General features: G+C 59.5%; 15 protein-coding genes. 9 read left to right on the top strand and 6 right to left on the bottom strand.

Features of this window, described 5'->3' with window-relative positions; translation table 11 throughout:
• The first annotated feature begins 134 nt into the window (after nt 1-134).
• The 4 genes from QF010_RS11900 (at nt 135) to QF010_RS11885 (ending at nt 4,254) form a co-directional block, all read left to right on the top strand.
• Entirely contained in the window at nt 135-1,232 is a 1,098-nt protein-coding gene (locus QF010_RS11900) for a polyamine ABC transporter substrate-binding protein (protein ID WP_429533180.1), read from the top strand.
• A 72-nt stretch (nt 1,233-1,304) separates the two neighbouring features.
• A complete protein-coding gene (locus tag QF010_RS11895) occupies nt 1,305-2,447 on the top strand; it encodes an ABC transporter ATP-binding protein (protein WP_429533179.1) in 1,143 nt (380 codons plus the stop codon).
• Nucleotides 2,444-3,364 carry an ABC transporter permease subunit gene (locus QF010_RS11890; protein ID WP_033060577.1) on the top strand — a complete coding sequence of 307 codons (921 nt, stop codon included), beginning with the start codon at nt 2,444-2,446 and terminating at the stop codon, nt 3,362-3,364. Before QF010_RS11895 ends, QF010_RS11890 begins: the two co-directional genes overlap by 4 nt.
• Entirely contained in the window at nt 3,361-4,254 is an 894-nt protein-coding gene (locus QF010_RS11885; RefSeq protein WP_033060575.1) for an ABC transporter permease subunit, read from the top strand. Before QF010_RS11890 ends, QF010_RS11885 begins: the two co-directional genes overlap by 4 nt.
• 48 nt (nt 4,255-4,302) lie before the next feature.
• On the opposite strand, the gene QF010_RS11880 is transcribed toward QF010_RS11885, so the two are convergent.
• On the bottom strand, nt 4,303-4,944 hold the full coding sequence (locus QF010_RS11880) for an HD domain-containing protein (RefSeq protein ID WP_140675225.1): 642 nt from the start codon (nt 4,942-4,944) through the stop codon (nt 4,303-4,305).
• Between the two features lie 326 nt (nt 4,945-5,270).
• Between QF010_RS11880 and QF010_RS11875 the strand changes: the two genes are divergently transcribed.
• Nucleotides 5,271-6,236 carry a GlxA family transcriptional regulator gene (locus QF010_RS11875; protein ID WP_429511643.1) on the top strand — a complete coding sequence of 322 codons (966 nt, stop codon included), beginning with the start codon at nt 5,271-5,273 and terminating at the stop codon, nt 6,234-6,236.
• Between the two features lie 40 nt (nt 6,237-6,276).
• Here QF010_RS11875 and QF010_RS11870 read toward each other — a convergent pair whose 3' ends face one another.
• A complete protein-coding gene (locus QF010_RS11870) occupies nt 6,277-8,688 on the bottom strand; it encodes a penicillin acylase family protein (protein ID WP_429533178.1) in 2,412 nt (803 codons plus the stop codon).
• Between the two features lie 102 nt (nt 8,689-8,790).
• On the bottom strand, nt 8,791-9,378 hold the full coding sequence (locus QF010_RS11865; RefSeq protein WP_429511645.1) for a DUF6436 domain-containing protein: 588 nt from the start codon (nt 9,376-9,378) through the stop codon (nt 8,791-8,793).
• 97 nt (nt 9,379-9,475) lie between these two features.
• On the opposite strand from QF010_RS11865, the gene bipL reads away from it, so the two are divergent.
• Nucleotides 9,476-10,423: a phospholipase BipL gene (gene bipL, locus QF010_RS11860; RefSeq protein WP_429511646.1), complete on the top strand. Its 948-nt coding sequence runs from the start codon at nt 9,476-9,478 to the stop codon at nt 10,421-10,423.
• Between the two features lie 119 nt (nt 10,424-10,542).
• Here the strand turns inward: bipL and QF010_RS11855 are convergent, their stop codons facing one another.
• Nucleotides 10,543-11,295 carry a DUF2059 domain-containing protein gene (locus tag QF010_RS11855; protein ID WP_033060564.1) on the bottom strand — a complete coding sequence of 251 codons (753 nt, stop codon included), beginning with the start codon at nt 11,293-11,295 and terminating at the stop codon, nt 10,543-10,545.
• 108 nt (nt 11,296-11,403) lie between these two features.
• Here QF010_RS11855 and QF010_RS11850 point away from each other — a divergent pair, with 108 nt between their 5' ends.
• Complete coding sequence (locus tag QF010_RS11850; RefSeq protein WP_429533177.1) at nt 11,404-12,036, top strand: 2OG-Fe(II) oxygenase; 633 nt, start codon at nt 11,404-11,406, stop codon at nt 12,034-12,036.
• Between the two features lie 2 nt (nt 12,037-12,038).
• Nucleotides 12,039-12,524 carry a 2-thiouracil desulfurase family protein gene (locus QF010_RS11845; protein WP_429533176.1) on the top strand — a complete coding sequence of 162 codons (486 nt, stop codon included), beginning with the start codon at nt 12,039-12,041 and terminating at the stop codon, nt 12,522-12,524.
• A gap of 223 nt (nt 12,525-12,747) precedes the next feature.
• Here the strand turns inward: QF010_RS11845 and QF010_RS11840 are convergent, their stop codons facing one another.
• Nucleotides 12,748-13,335 carry a transporter substrate-binding domain-containing protein gene (locus QF010_RS11840; protein WP_033060560.1) on the bottom strand — a complete coding sequence of 196 codons (588 nt, stop codon included), beginning with the start codon at nt 13,333-13,335 and terminating at the stop codon, nt 12,748-12,750.
• 135 nt (nt 13,336-13,470) lie between these two features.
• Between QF010_RS11840 and QF010_RS11835 the strand changes: the two genes are divergently transcribed.
• A complete protein-coding gene (locus QF010_RS11835; RefSeq protein ID WP_429533175.1) occupies nt 13,471-13,896 on the top strand; it encodes a DUF4399 domain-containing protein in 426 nt (141 codons plus the stop codon).
• Between the two features lie 75 nt (nt 13,897-13,971).
• Here the strand turns inward: QF010_RS11835 and serA are convergent, their stop codons facing one another.
• Nucleotides 13,972-15,201 (bottom strand): phosphoglycerate dehydrogenase, encoded by a 1,230-nt coding sequence (gene serA, locus QF010_RS11830; RefSeq protein ID WP_033060557.1) that lies wholly within the window; start codon nt 15,199-15,201, stop codon nt 13,972-13,974.
• Between the last annotated feature and the right edge of the window lie 147 nt (nt 15,202-15,348).

Here is a 15,348-nt window from a genome sequence, read left to right as displayed (position 1 = left end):
CTACAGGGATCTTCATAAAGTTTGCTGGAACGGTTTTTCGAGGGTAAGTTGCGCGCCGGTTTTGTTGCCAGGCAGCCATGGCTGTCATGTAACGCTGGGCAACTTGGGCCCAACTAATTTTAGAGGACCTCCACGTGCCTGTTTTTTCTTTGTTGCGCAATGCACTGCTGGTCGGCGCCGGACTGACGCTTGCCGTTAGTGTCCAGGCCGCTGGCACTGTGCATATTTATAACTGGTCAGATTACATCGGCGAGAGCACCTTGGCCGACTTCCAGAAAGAGACCGGCATCAAACCGGTTTATGACGTGTTCGACTCCAACGAAACCCTGGAAGGCAAGTTGCTGGCCGGGCGTACCGGTTATGACGTGGTCGTGCCGTCCAACCACTTCCTTGGCAAGCAGATCAAGGCCGGAGCTTTCCAGAAACTCGACAAGTCGAAGTTGCCGAACTACTCGAACCTCGACCCCGTATTACTCAAGCGTCTGGAACAGAACGATCCCGGTAATCTGTACGCGGTACCGTACCTGTGGGGCACCAACGGCATCGGTTACAACGTCGACAAGATCAAGGCTGTGCTGGGTGTCGACAAGATCGATTCCTGGGCTGCGGTATTCGAGCCGGAGAACATCAAGAAGCTGCAAAGTTGCGGCGTGGCGTTCCTCGACTCCGCCGATGAAATGATGCCGACGGTCCTCAACTACATGGGCCTGAACGCCAACAGCACCAACCCCGAAGACTACAAAAAGGCCGAAGCCAAGTTACTGGCGGTGCGGCCTTATGTGACGTACTTCCACTCTTCCAAATACATCGCCGATCTGGCTAACGGCGATATCTGTGTCGCGATCGGTTTCTCCGGCGACATGTTCCAGGCCAGAAACCGTGCGGCTGAAGCGAAGAAAGGCGTCAACATCGCCTACTCGATTCCAAAGGAGGGCGGTGCGCTGTGGTTCGACATGCTGGCGATTCCGAAGGATTCGGCCAACGTCAAAGAAGCCCACGCCTTCATCAACTATTTGCTGAAACCTGAGGTGATCGCCCAGGTCAGTGATTACGTCGGCTATGCCAACCCTAACCCCGGGTCGGACAAACTGATGGAACAGTCCATTCGCACCGACGAAGCGGTTTACCCACCGCAAGCAGTCCTCGACAAGACTTACGTGTCGATCGAGTTACCGCCAAACATTCAACGTTTGATGACCCGCAGCTGGACCAAGGTCAAGTCGGGTAAATAGCAACAAGGCTCAAACTATCCAAGGTTGGCTCACCTTGAGCGAACTGCACTCTTTTTTCTGGGAGTTTCGTAAATGGCAGTTGCCTCCGGCGCCTATAAGAAAGCCCTCGAGGGCGACCAATCACCTAAACAGGTGTTGGTCAAAATCGACCGGGTCACGAAGAAGTTCGACGAGACGATTGCCGTGGACGATGTGTCCCTGGAAATCAAGAAAGGCGAGATTTTCGCCCTGCTCGGCGGTTCGGGATCGGGCAAATCCACGTTGCTGCGCATGCTCGCAGGCTTCGAACGGCCCACGGAGGGGCGCATTTTCCTCGATGGCGTAGACATCACCGACATGCCGCCGTACGAGCGGCCGATCAACATGATGTTCCAGTCCTACGCCCTGTTCCCGCACATGACCGTGGCGCAGAACATCGCCTTCGGCCTCAAGCAGGACAAAATCCCCGCCACTGAAGTCGATGCCCGTGTCGCGGACATGCTCAAGCTGGTTCAGATGACGCAATACGCCAAGCGCAAGCCGCATCAGTTGTCCGGTGGCCAGCGTCAGCGTGTGGCCCTGGCGCGTTCCCTGGCCAAGCGACCGAAGCTGTTGCTGCTCGACGAACCGATGGGTGCTCTGGACAAGAAGCTGCGTTCGCAAATGCAGCTTGAGCTTGTCGAGATCATCGAGCGGGTCGGCGTAACCTGCGTCATGGTGACCCACGACCAGGAAGAGGCCATGACCATGGCCGAACGCATCGCGATCATGCACCTGGGCTGGATCGCCCAGATCGGCAGCCCGATCGACATCTACGAAACCCCGACCAGCCGTCTGGTCTGCGAGTTCATCGGCAACGTCAACATCTTCGACGGTGAAGTGATCGACGACGCCGAAGGTCACGCGACCATCACCTGCAAGGACCTGGACCGCCAGATTTACGTGGGCCACGGCATCAGCACCTCAGTGCAGGACAAATCCGTGACCTACGCGATTCGTCCGGAAAAACTGCTGGTGACGCCGACCATGCCGACCTGCGAATACAACTGGTCCAGCGGCAAGGTGCACGACATCGCCTACCTCGGTGGTCACTCGGTGTTCTACGTCGAACTGCCAAGCGGCAAAATCGTCCAGTCTTTCGTCGCCAACGCCGAGCGCCGTGGCCAGCGCCCAACCTGGGGTGACCAGGTTTACGTGTATTGGGAAGACGACAGCGGCGTGGTACTTCGCTCATGAACATGCGCAAATTCAAACGCCGCCTCAATCGAATAATTCCCGGTGGCCGTCAGCTGGTCATCGGGGTTCCGTTCATCTGGCTGTTCCTGTTCTTCATGTTGCCGTTCTTCATCGTCCTGAAGATCAGCTTCGCCGAAGCCGACGTGGCCATTCCGCCGTACACCGAGATCTACAGCTACCTCGACCAAAAAGTGCAGTTGCTGCTTAACCTGAGCAACTACGCGATGCTGGCCGGCGACGAGTTGTACATCGCCGCCTACCTCGGCTCGTTGAAGATGGCGCTGATCAGCACCGTCCTCTGTTTGCTGATCGGCTACCCGATGGCCTACGCCATTGCCAGTGCCCGCAAAGAGATGCAAACGGTACTCGTGCTGCTGATCATGATGCCGACCTGGACCGCGATCCTGATCCGCGTTTACGCGTGGATGGGCATCCTCAGCAACAACGGTCTGCTCAATGGTTTCCTGATGAGCATGGGCTGGATCGACGAACCGCTGCAGATCCTCAACACCAACCTCGCGGTGTACATCGGCGTTGTTTATTCGTACCTGCCGTTCATGATCCTGCCGCTCTACGCCAACCTGGTGAAACACGACAACAGCCTGCTGGAAGCCGCGTCCGACCTGGGTTCGAGCACGTTCAACAGCTTCTGGAAGATCACCATTCCGCTGTCCAAGAACGGCATCGTCGCCGGTTGCATGCTGGTGTTCATTCCGGTGGTGGGCGAGTTCGTGATCCCGGAACTGCTCGGCGGTCCGGAAACCCTGATGATCGGTAAAGTGCTGTGGCAAGAGTTCTTCAACAACCGTGACTGGCCGGTGGCGTCTGCCCTGGCGGTGGTGATGCTGGCGATCCTGATTGTGCCGATCATCCTGTTCAACCGTAGCCAGGCCAAAGAAATGGAGGGCAAAGAATGAAACGCTTCCGTTTCTCAAGCTTCATGCTGATAGCAGGTTTGCTGTTCATCTACGCGCCGATGCTGATCCTGGTGATCTACTCGTTCAACGCCTCGAAACTGGTGACGGTGTGGGGCGGCTGGTCGATCAAGTGGTACGTCGGTCTGATGGACAACACCCAACTGATGGGCTCGGTGGTGCGCTCGCTGGAAATCGCCTGCTACACGGCGGTAGCGGCGGTGGTGCTGGGTACGTTGGCGGCGTTTGTGCTGACCCGTATCACCCACTTCAAGGGTCGTACGCTGTTCGGTGGCCTGGTCACCGCGCCGCTGGTGATGCCCGAAGTGATCACCGGTCTGTCGCTGTTGCTGCTGTTCGTGGCGATGGCGCAGATGATCGGCTGGCCACAGGAACGCGGCATCTTCACCATCTGGATCGCCCACACCACGTTCTGTGCGGCGTATGTGGCGGTGGTGGTCTCGGCGCGTTTGCGTGAGCTGGACCTGTCCATCGAAGAAGCGGCCATGGACCTTGGTGCGCGGCCGTGGAAGGTGTTCTTCCTGATCACCATTCCGATGATCGCGCCATCGTTGGGGGCCGGCGGCATGATGTCGTTTGCCCTGTCGCTGGATGACCTGGTGCTGGCGAGCTTCGTGTCCGGTCCGGGTTCCACGACCCTGCCGATGGAAGTGTTCTCGGCGGTGCGCCTGGGCGTGAAACCCGAGATCAACGCCGTGGCCAGTCTGATTTTGCTGGCGGTATCGTTGATGACGTTCCTGGTCTGGTTCTTCAGCCGTCGTGCCGAAGAAAGTCGCAAGCGTGCGATTCAGCAGGCGATCGAAGAAGGCGCTGCCGACTCCTGGAAACAACCGGACGTGCGTCGCGCCCAGCAGGCGCCGGAAGCGGCTTGATCCTCACCTGATCGTTCCCACGCTCGTGGGAACGATCAACGATCGGGGTCAGGAAACCCAAGGCGATTTGCGGATGATCTCGACGAAGTTCATCGGTTTGAAGCCTGGCTCGCTATCCACCAACACATCCGCGTTTACGGTGCCAAAAGTGGTGTCCGGTTTGTGCTTGAAGCCATTGGCAAACGCACACAGGATGCACTCCTTGAACCCTTCGCCACGCGGGTGGGCATGCACCACTTCTTCACGTTGCGCGCTCGGGAACGCTGCGTAATCGATACCCAGCACATCCATTTCAACGCCAGCAGTCACCAGCGCCACATTAGGTCGCAGGTGTTGCGGCACGCCCGGTGTGGTGTGCAGGGCAATCGACAGCCACACTTGCTCGATATCATCGTCGGACAAGCCGTAAGGCTTGAGGAACGCTTTGGCAGCGTTGGCGCTATCGACTTCGAAGCGCTCGTCATCAGTGCGATGACCTTCCACCAGGCCCAAGTCATGGAACATCGCGCCGACGTACAACAGCTCGGGGTTGTAGGCCAGTTGCTTGCGTTCACCGCTCAAGGCACCGAACAGAAACACCCGACGCGAGTGGTGATACAGCAGGTCTGATTCGACGTCGCGAATGTATTCCGTGGTGGCCTTGGCCAACGCGCTGTCGGGGATTTTGATACCGGCGATGGTGCTGCTCATGGTGCTGTCCTCATGGGGAACGCCGTGGCGGCGCTGATGGGATCAGTCTGTCCGCGCACCCGAAACCGGACAATCGATCCATGGCTGCGATCCTTGCCAATGAGCATGCATATCGCGCCAACCTCGCTTGTTGCGCGCGGATTGGCTAGGGTGAATAAGCTTTTGTGGCGAGGGAGCTTGCTCCCGCTGGGCTGCGCAGCGGCCCCAAAACCTGCCACACAATTACACCGGGCAAACAGTGGCGACAGGAATGGGAGTGCTGCGCACTCCAACGGGAGCAAGCTCCCTCGCCACAGGAAAGTGTGATCCATAGAGGCAATTGAGCCATGAGTAAAACCGTTGCCATCGTGGTGTTCTCAGGCGTCCAGTCCCTGGACGTCACCGGTCCCATGGATGTGTTTTGCGAAGCCAATCGTTTCCTTGAGCCGCCAGATCACTATCGACTGGAGGTGATCGGCGTCGAGCGCGGGGCGATGGCGTGTTCCAACGGTTTGTCACTCAATGCCCATCGGCATTTCAGCGAAGCGCTGGAAGCTTTCGACTTGCTGCTGGTGGCCGGTGGGCCGCAGTTGCCGTTCATGGATTTTGGTGCGGCATTCGATGCCTGGTTGCGCGATGCCTGCGCGCAGGCGCAACGCTTTGGCTCGATCTGCAACGGCGCGTTCATGCTCGCCCGGGCCGGATTGCTGGAAGGGCGAACGGTCACCACCCACTGGGGCGACGCCGCGGCGCTGGCGCAGTTGTGCCCGTCGACTCAGGTCGAGGCAGATCGCCTTTACGTGGAGGACGGCGAGCTCTACACCTCGGCGGGTGTCACAGCGGGGATTGATCTGTCGCTGTACTTGCTGGCCAGGGATCACGGGCCGGAAGTAGCGCTGAGTGTGGCAAAACGGCTGGTGGTGTTCACTCAGCGCTCGGGCGGGCAGTCACAGTTCAGCCCATTCCTCACGCCACACGCCGAACCCACTTCTGCCGTGGCGTTGGTGCAGCTCTACGTGTTGGCCAACCTGACAGGCGACCTGACGATTGCCGACCTGGCCAACGCCGCCAACATGAGCGCCCGCAACTTTTCCCGAGTGTTTGCCAAAGAGGCGAAAGTCACCCCGGCGGAGTTCGTCGAACGGGCCAGGGTGGATGCGGCGCGGGTGCTGCTTGAAAGCACCCAATCGCCGCTGAAGACCGTGGCTTATCAGTGCGGATTTCGCGATGCCCAGCACATGCGCAGTGTGTTCAACCGCAGGCTGGGGGTGACGCCGCAGCAGTTCAGGCTGAACTTTGCAGCGATGGTTTAGAGGCTGATCGATCGTTCCCACGCAGAGTGGGAATGATCATTTATTGCGCAGCCCGCGCCGGCAATAGCTTCAACGTACTGCGCGTGTTGGCCGCGACTTCTTCGTCGTTGAGATGCGCCTGGTAGTAGATCCCTTCGATAAACGCCTCAGCCTGATCGTCATAGTGGCTGTCGAACGGTACGCCACTCTGGCCGACCGGGTTGACGGTCAGGCTGTGGGTCGGGTCGGCGAAGTCGATCAGGCGGCGGGTCGAGGGGCCATAAGTGACTGGCCACGGTGCCGGGCCGATTTTGGCCGAGAGGTTGTTCGGCACTTCGTGTGTGCCGGGTGCCGCGAACGGGCCGACATTGAAGATCCGGTCCAGCGGCTTTTGCTGCCCCAGCGGATGGCCATGGGTCAGCGTGTGCGCCTTGCCCCACTGCCATTGCGCGAAATCGCCGCCGAGGGTGGTCTTGAGATGAGCAATGCTCGCCTGCCACGCAACCTTGACCGTATCGGCGCGGGTTTCCTTGCCGAGGGTGTTGCGGTTGTCCCACCACGGTGAATCGGCAGTCGCAGCCAGGCGAGGCAGTGCGGAATCAATCACCCGGGTCGACAGCAACGTCTCGAAGAAATCATTGCCCAGCTCATCGTGCATCGTCGCGTCAGCCAGGTTGAACAGGAACTGGTTGAACAGCGTGGCGCTGGTGGAGTCGAGCGGGTAGTCGCCTTTCCACTGGGCCAATTGCTCAACCAGTTTGAGTTCGGCGGGATCGCTCACCACTTCACGCAGTACGGGCAACAACGGCGCGAGCAAGCGCGGGCCGTAAGCGGTGATGGTGCCCAGTTGCAGCTGCTGGCTGGCCTCCAGATCCCACTTGATGGTTTTGTCGCTGAGCTGGCGATTGAGCTGCTGACCTCGGTCGGCCAGGTTGTAGTAACCGGGAATTTCCATGCCGGTCGGCGACACCGGCTGGAAGTTGGCCGAGACGATATAGCCGCGTGCCGGGTTCTCTTCCTGCGGGTTGGCGCTGAACGGGTAGAAGCCTTCCTTGTCCGCGTCGGTGGTGCTGCCATCGAGGATGAACCCCGGACGCACACCCGCCGGACGTTTTGGCAGTTGCGCCGCTGCCCACCAGCCGATGTCGCCCTTGGCGTTGGCCCAGACGATGTTCAGGCCCGGTGCCTGGACCTTTGCGGAGGCACTGCGCGCCTTGGCCAGGGTGTCGGCGCGGTTGAGCTGGTAGAAGCCCTCAAGGATCGGATTCTGGCTTTCGAGAAAACCCCACCACATGGCGATCGGCGTTTTGCCGACGCCGCTGCCCAGTGCATCGTTGACGATCGGACCGTGCGGCGACTGGCGCAACACCAGCGTCACCGGTGCCTGGCCCTTGACCGCGATCTGTTGTTCGCTGGTCACCATGTCCACCCACTTGCCGCGATACCAGACCTGATTGGGGTTGTCCGGGTTGACCTTCTCGGCGATCAGGTCCAGGTCGTCGTTCTGGAACATGGTGATGCTCCAGCCGAAGTCGCGGTTCATCCCGAGGGAGGCGAACGGCATCAATGCCTGATAGTGGCCGTAGAGCTCGAAGCCCGGCGCCGAGAGCTGCGCTTCATACCACACCGACGGCGCGGAAAAGCGGATATGCGGGTCGCCGGCCAACAGCGGTTTGCCGCTTTTGGTCCGACTGCCGGAGACAGCCCAGGCATTGCTGCCCTCGAACTGCGGCAAGCCGTTGTCGGCCAGTGCCTGCTCGCTGAGGCGGGCGAGGGCGTTGAGGTCTTTCCAGTCGGTACTGGCGAGGGGTGGCATGGCACCGCTGCGGTTTTTCGCCAGCACGCCCTTGGGCTGCCAGTCGAGATCGAAGACGTTCAGGTAGTTGGCGCCCAACTGATCACGCACATAGGTCAGCAACGGTTCGGTGCGAAACGCGGCGGCAAAACTGTAGGCCATGTAACCGGCGATGCTGATGGTGTCCTGGGCGGTGAACGGGCGTTTGGGGATGCCCAGTACATCAAACTCCGCAGGTTTTGAATGACTGTCCTGATACTGGTTGATGCCATCCAGATAGGCTTGCATGGCGATAAAGGCCGGCGACTGTTTGTCCATGTTCGCCAGGTAGGTGTCGGCGCGTTCGCGAATGCGCAAGCTGCGCATCAGCTTGTCGGTGTCGAGCAGTTTCGGGCCCAGTACTTCGGCCAGCTCACCACGGGCGAGGCGACGGAGGACTTCCATCTGAAACAGCCGATCCTGGGCGTGCACGTACCCGAGGGCGCGGTACAGGTCGGTTTCGTTCTCGGCGCGGATGTGCGGGATACCGCGCTCGTCGTAGCGCACGGTGACCGAACCTTGCAGGTGTTGCAGCTCCACCATGCCCTGGCGTGTCGGCTGTTTGCTGTAGACGTACCCGCCTGCACCTGCGGCGAGCGCAACAATCAGCAGGGCGAGAACAGTCAGGCTACGTTTCATGGTGATTCCTTGTTGTTATCAGTGGCTGCAGTTCCCTGGCGCCCCTGTTTAACATGGCTTGCCGCCATGGCCATCGCACTTAGGAGGGATTCGCGTCTCCTGTCAGCCTTGCTTCACTGCGTCGACGGGCCACGGACAGTAACAACCCACGGCCAGTGTGTGCGTGGCATTCACCGTGCGGCCTTCGTTCAACGCTTGCAGAATCGGTTCGATAAAGCTGTTACTCGAATTGCAGGTCAGGCCTTCGCTGTACGGGCCGAAATACGCCAGTTTGCCGCTGCGATCCCAGATCGCCACGGCCGGGCTGGCGGGGATCTGTTCGGAGCCTGGCAGGACGGCGATGCTTTTCAGGCTGCTTAAGGTGCTCGGTAATTGGCCGTGGCTGCCAGGCTTTTGTACCGCATAAAACTCCACGCCTTGCGGTGCATAGTGCTCAACCAGTTCGCTCAGGTGTTGTTGGTTGCCGACGTTGCACGGGCAGGCCGGGTCCCAGAAGTGCACGAGGCGGATGGCGCCGGGGCCGGCGAGGTTGTCGGGCAGGCGCAGCGGGTCGCCGGAGAACACCGCGGTGTGTTCGCTGAACGCTCGCAGGTAGCGCCCCTGAAACCAGTCGTAGGCAGCCCACAGCACGCCAGCGCACACGAGGGCGAGGAGGCTGGCAAGCAGAGTGGCGCGGTAGGGCGAGCGCATGGATTTCAGTCCTCGAAGGTGCGCTAGCTTGCCATGCTTGCCTCAACAGATGAATATCGCAGGCCCATAAAGTCCGTTTCGCGTTCTGGAATTGCTCATGTCTGCCACTTTCGACTCCGATCATCTGCGTGCCAGCCTGCGGCCGCTGGCCGACTGGCAGCCGCTGTCGGTAGAAGCGCTGGCTTACCAGCGCTTCTACGGGCTGGATTTTGCGGGGCGTAATGTGCGCAGTGGCCTTGGACGTTTCGCGGTCGATGGTTATGACGTGGTCAGCCAGGTCTGGTGGCCGGAGCAGGCGAAGGCCACGCTGTTTTTGTTCCACGGTTTTTATGATCACACGGGGCTTTACCGGCATGTGATCGAATGGGCGCTGGATCAGGATTTTGCGGTGATTGCCTGCGACCTGCCGGGACATGGGCTGTCCAGTGGCGAACGGGCGAGCATCAAGGATTTCACCGAGTATCAGGACACGCTGCAAGGGTTGTTCAGCGAAGCGCAATCCCTCGATCTGCCGCAGCCGTGGCACCTGTGCGGGCAAAGCACGGGCGGCGCGATCGTGATTGATCATGTACTCAATCAGGGCGCCAGCAGTCCGGCTCAGGGCCAGGTCATACTGTTGTCGCCGTTGGTAAGGCCGCGGGCCTGGGGCTGGTCGCAACTCAGCTATTACCTGCTCAAGCCTTTCGTCAAAGCGATTGCCCGGCGCTTCAGCGAGAACTCCAACGACCCGGATTTTCTGCCCTTCCTGCAAGCGGACCCGTTGCAGCCGCTCCGTTTACCGACCGCCTGGGTCGGTGCGCTGGCGCGCTGGATCAAACGTATCGAAGCCGCACCGTACAGCATGCGGCGACCGCTGATTGTGCAGGGGCAGGCGGACATGACTGTGGATTGGGAGCATAACCTTGAAGTGTTGCGGGGCAAGTTCGATCGGCCACAGGTGCTGATGTTGCCTGAGGCGCGGCATCACCTGGCGAATGAGACGCTGGCGTTGCGGCGGGAGTATTTCGGGTTTTTGACCAAGCGGATCAAGGGCAGGAATCTTTAGCGACAGATATGGCCTCATCGCGAGCAGGCTCACTCCCACATTAGACCGAGTACGTCTGAACAACTCGGTCACTGTGGGAGCGAGCTTGCTCGCGATAGCGATTTATCAGGCGCTAAAAATTACTGGCGAAGCGTTGAAGTATCCTGCCCCACCGCCAGCCCCGCGCGAATCGCCGCCAGTGCTGCCTGGTAATAAGCCTTGCCCTCGGTGGACTCGGCAAAGGTCGCGAACTCTTCCAGTTCTTCATCCGACAGGTCGCGATAGACATACAGCAGCGTGTTGTTCAGGTCGTTGCCGATCTGGTCCATCAAGCGCTGACGCTGACCGTTCAACATGCCTTGAGCCTGACCACCACCAAGCAGGCCGGGGATCATCGAACTAAGGCTGTCGGCCGCGACGCCGGCAATCGCGAGGCTGACTTCCGCGCCAGCCTCGCGAGCGGGCAGGGCCTGGGCCAGATGGCCGATGATCAGCATGCGGCTGTCGCTGGCCTGGATCTTCGGCAAGCCCTTGGCGTTTTTTGCCAACTGATCGCGACGGGTCGCCAGCAACTCGGCGGCTACGATTTTCTTGCCCAAGGGTGATTGAAAGAACGTCAGCGCGGGTTTCGGGTCGGCGAGGGTCTTGCGCAATTGCGCTTCGGCGCGCTGGTCCACGGCCTGGGGGGCAAATCGCTGATTGCTGTTATTCACCAGTGCCTGGAACACGGCCGGCGGCAGGCTGTTCTGGTACCGCTGCTGAGCGGCCGAGAGAGCGTCGTTGAAATGCGCGCGTTGTTCTGGCCAACCGGCGACCTTGTACAACTGGTCGTGGCCGTCTGCCCAAGCGGGCAATACACAGAACATCAACAGTGAAAAAAGCAAACGGCGCATAGGGACTCCTGTCAGCAGGCGACTATTCTCCGTGTGGCATTCGTCCTTGTCGAGAATTCGTATCAACCCGCTGCGCGGCTCTGTCGGATTTTCAGGCACAGGAATACTATGCGCGGCATGCGAATACCCTCTGATCACCCGCTGCTGTTACGTATCGTCGATGACCTGGCCGAACACGGTTGGTCGCAGCAGAATATTTTCCTTCCTCTGGGTCTGACCCGGGAACTGGCGGCTGAGTGCCGTAAACGTGCTGCCGAGGGCGAATTGGCCCCGGCCGCCGTGGGTCGAGGGGCAACCTCCGAGATTCGCGAGGGGATTCGCGGCGACCATATCCAGTGGATCGAGCCCGGCCAGGCGTTGGCGTGCGACGGTTATCTGGATTTGATGGACAGCCTGCGCGAGGCGATGAATCGCGGTTTGTTTCTGGGCCTGGAAGATTTCGAAAGCCATTTCGCGCTGTACCCGCCCGGCGCGTTCTACCTCAAGCATGTCGACCGTTTCCGCGACGACGACCGGCGTATGGTGTCGGCGGTGGTCTATCTCAATGACGCCTGGCTGCCTGAGCACGGCGGGCAGTTGCGCATGTACCTGAATGAAAGCGTCGAACATGATGTGGTGCCCACCGGTGGATGCCTGGTGGTGTTCCTGTCCGGTGAAGTGCCCCACGAAGTCCTGCCCGCGACCCGCGATCGCCTGTCATTGACCGGCTGGTTCCGGCGCCGTGGTAACGAGCCGTTCTGATCATGCAAAAAATTCTGGTAAGCCGCTGTCTGCTGGGGCACCGCGTACGTTACGACGGCGGGGCGAGCGGGCCGTTCGATCAGCTTCAGCAGTGGCTTGATGAAGGTCGGGTGGTGCCGTTGTGTCCGGAGGTTGCCGGTGGCTTGCCAACGCCAAGGGCGGCGGCGGAAATTCCGGGTGGGCAGGGTGGTGAAGTGCTTGATGGACACGCCTCAGTGATCACCACCGAGGGCGAGGACGTCAGCGCCGAGTTTCTCTCGGGGGCTTATCAAGCGTTGGAACTGGTGCAAAAGCACGGCATCCGCATTGCCGTACTCAAGGCCAACAGCCCGTCTTGCGGGAATCTGTTGACCTACGACGGGACGTTCAGTGGTGTGAAGGTCAGTGGCGAGGGGGTGACGGCGGCGTTGCTCAAGCGCCATGGCGTTCAGGTCTTCAGCGAGCTGGAGATGGTTGAGGCGGCGGTGGCTTTGAATACTCTGGACTGATCCAGAATCCTTCCCCCTCACCCTAACCCGCTCCCCAGGGGGCGAGGGGACTGATCGTGGGGATCTGTAGAAATTTTGCGACTTGAAAGTCTTTGTGTTGAATCCATAGTCGGCTCCATCTTTCAGGTCGATGGATAGCGTCTGACACCTCGGTCAGTCCCCTCGCCCCCCCCCTGGGGAGAGGGTTAGGGTGAGGGGCGGGATCTAAAGAGCGACAAAATTCTTAAGGCTTTGGCGCCACACTCGCATCCGCCCCGAACCATTTCTGCTCCAGTGCCTGGAGTCGCCCATCCGACTTGATCCGCTGCAGCGCGTTTTCCAGGCTGGCATGAAACGCCGGGTTACCTTTCTGAAACGGAATCGCCAGATTCACTGCCGGGGCAGCCTTCGGCTTCTCTTCCGTCAGTGACTGCACCAGCAGCATTGAGCGTGGTTGCTCTTCCTTCTGCGCGATCAATTGCGCATCGGTGTGAATGTAAGGTTCGCTGAAGTCGAAACGATCCTTGAGGTCCGGGGTCACTGCTATGTGGTTGATGGCGACGTCGTACTTGCCGGTTTCAACGCCTTGCATCAGATCGCTGGAATCGGTAACGACGAAGTCGGCCCGTACGTCCAGTTCGTTGGCCAGCAGTTGCCCCAGCTCGACTTCGAACCCGGTGAGTTTGCCGTCTTCCTTGAAATTGAAGGGCGGTGTATTAGCCTCAAGGGCAATACGCAATTCGCCTCGGTCGTTCACATCGTCAATCAGTTCGGCATGAGCCAACGGGCTAAGAAGGGGTAGCAGGCAGATCAGGCCAGGCAAAAAGCGCATGGTCACTCCTTTGAATTCATTTTTGCGATGCTCTGATTCAGGCTCGCTTTGCTATGGTTGTCGAGTGCCTTCGACAACGAATGGCCGTGAAGTTGTCATGGCCACACGGATTTTACGAAAAAACTGGAGAAGAGAATGAAAACCTTTATGTCACGAGCAGCATTGGCTGGCCTGTTGATGGGAGCTTCGATGCTGGCAACGGCGGCTACACCGGCTCCCAAAGGTGCAGAAGTGTCCATCGTTTCTCCTGCGGACGGTGCCACGATTCCGCAAACCGTCGTCGTCAAGTTCGCTGTCGAGAACATTTCGCTGGCGCCAGCGGGTGACGCCACCAAGAACACCGGCCATCACCACTTGCTGATCGATGTCGATCAACTGCCGGCCGCCGGTGCGCCAATCCCCAACGATGCCAACCACGTGCATTTCGGCAAGGCGCAGACCCAGGCTGAAATAAAGCTGACACCGGGCAAACATACCTTGCAACTCGAACTGGGCGACAGCAACCACATGCCGTTTGATCCGCCGATCGTGTCGGAGAAGATCACCGTCAACGTTAAGTAACCTGCTCGGAATAAAGAACCGCGCCCATGAAAAAGGAGCCCCTAAGGGCTCCTTTTTTTGTCGCTCAAATCGCTATCAGAACAACACGCGGCAACGAATGGTGCCGTTGATGTGCTGCAGCTTCTCTTGCGCCATTTCCGAGTAATCGGCGTCGACGTCGATCACGACGTAGCCGACTTTCTCGTTGGTCTGCAGGAACTGACCGGAAATGTTGATACCGTTTTCGGCGAAGACCTTGTTGATCTCGCTCATCACACCCGGAATGTTCTCGTGGATGTGCAGCAAACGGTGCTTGCCAGGGTGAGCCGGCAGGGCCACTTCCGGGAAGTTGACCGAGGATACCGACGTACCGTTGTCGCTGTACTTGACCAGCTTCTCAGCTACTTCCAGACCGATGTTGGCTTGCGCTTCAGCGGTAGAGCCGCCGATGTGCGGGGTCAGGATCACGTTGTCCAGGCCACGCAGCGGGCTTTCGAACTCTTCTTCGTTGGAGCGCGGCTCCACCGGGAAGACGTCGATGGCCGCGCCGATCAGGTGCTTGTCCTTGATCGCGTCCGCCAGAGCGTCCAGTTCGACCACGGTGCCGCGAGCCGCGTTGATCAGAATGCCGCCCTTCTTGATCGCACGGATTTCTTTCTCGCCGATCATCCACTGGGTCGCAGCGGTTTCCGGAACGTGCAGGGTGACGATGTCGGACATGCCCAGCAGCTCGGTCAGGTTACCCACCTGAGTCGCGTTGCCCAATGGCAGCTTGGTCACGGTGTCGTAGAAGTACACCTGCATGCCCAGGCCTTCAGCCAGGACCGACAGTTGAGTACCGATCGAGCCGTAACCGACGATGCCGAGCTTCTTGCCACGGATTTCGAAGGAGTTGGCTGCGCTCTTGATCCAGCCGCCACGGTGGCAGGAAGCGTTCTTCTCAGGGATGCCGCGCAGCAACAGGATCGCTTCGGCCAGCACCAGTTCGGCTACGGAGCGAGTGTTGGAGTACGGAGCGTTGAACACTGCGATGCCGCGTTCGCGGGCAGCATTGAGGTCAACCTGGTTGGTGCCGATGCAGAAACAGCCGACAGCGACCAGTTTCTTCGCGTGATCGAAGATCTCTTCGGTCAGTTGAGTGCGCGAGCGAATGCCGATGAAGTGCGCATCAGCGATCTTTTCCTTCAGCTGGGCTTCCGGCAGAGAACCTGTGAGGTACTCGATGCTGGTGTAGCCCGCCGACTTGAGGACGTCGACAGCCGATTGGTGGACGCCTTCGAGAAGAAGGAACTTGATCTTGCTCTTATCGAGAGAAGTCTTGCTCATCTGCGTAAACCTGTATCCCGGAGAAAAATGGCAGGAAATAGCCAGCAGACGCTGACCCGGACGGCAGGAAAGCCGTCGCCACAGAATAGCCGTTGGGCACTATCCTGCGGGGTCGGTATGCTAGCATATGCACCCCGCTAAACACTC

This window comes from Pseudomonas silensiensis (genome assembly GCF_050434865.1).
Taxonomy (GTDB): Bacteria; Pseudomonadota; Gammaproteobacteria; order Pseudomonadales; family Pseudomonadaceae; genus Aquipseudomonas; species Aquipseudomonas fluorescens_W.
Note: the sequence above shows the minus strand (reverse complement) of the source record. Positions and strands in the feature narration are given on the sequence as shown.

Coding starts and splice junctions, on each gene's coding strand:
- QF010_RS11870 (WP_429533178.1), bottom strand. CDS start 8,688: ATGAAACGTAGCCTGACTGTTCTCGCCCTGCTGATTGTTGCGCTCGCC.
- QF010_RS11880 (WP_140675225.1), bottom strand. CDS start 4,944: ATGAGCAGCACCATCGCCGGTATCAAAATCCCCGACAGCGCGTTGGCC.
- QF010_RS11835 (WP_429533175.1), top strand. CDS start 13,471: ATGAAAACCTTTATGTCACGAGCAGCATTGGCTGGCCTGTTGATGGGA.
- QF010_RS11890 (WP_033060577.1), top strand. CDS start 2,444: ATGAACATGCGCAAATTCAAACGCCGCCTCAATCGAATAATTCCCGGT.
- serA (WP_033060557.1), bottom strand. CDS start 15,201: ATGAGCAAGACTTCTCTCGATAAGAGCAAGATCAAGTTCCTTCTTCTC.
- QF010_RS11855 (WP_033060564.1), bottom strand. CDS start 11,295: ATGCGCCGTTTGCTTTTTTCACTGTTGATGTTCTGTGTATTGCCCGCT.
- QF010_RS11840 (WP_033060560.1), bottom strand. CDS start 13,335: ATGCGCTTTTTGCCTGGCCTGATCTGCCTGCTACCCCTTCTTAGCCCG.
- QF010_RS11845 (WP_429533176.1), top strand. CDS start 12,039: ATGCAAAAAATTCTGGTAAGCCGCTGTCTGCTGGGGCACCGCGTACGT.
- QF010_RS11865 (WP_429511645.1), bottom strand. CDS start 9,378: ATGCGCTCGCCCTACCGCGCCACTCTGCTTGCCAGCCTCCTCGCCCTC.
- QF010_RS11895 (WP_429533179.1), top strand. CDS start 1,305: ATGGCAGTTGCCTCCGGCGCCTATAAGAAAGCCCTCGAGGGCGACCAA.
- QF010_RS11875 (WP_429511643.1), top strand. CDS start 5,271: ATGAGTAAAACCGTTGCCATCGTGGTGTTCTCAGGCGTCCAGTCCCTG.
- QF010_RS11850 (WP_429533177.1), top strand. CDS start 11,404: ATGCGCGGCATGCGAATACCCTCTGATCACCCGCTGCTGTTACGTATC.
- bipL (WP_429511646.1), top strand. CDS start 9,476: ATGTCTGCCACTTTCGACTCCGATCATCTGCGTGCCAGCCTGCGGCCG.
- QF010_RS11885 (WP_033060575.1), top strand. CDS start 3,361: ATGAAACGCTTCCGTTTCTCAAGCTTCATGCTGATAGCAGGTTTGCTG.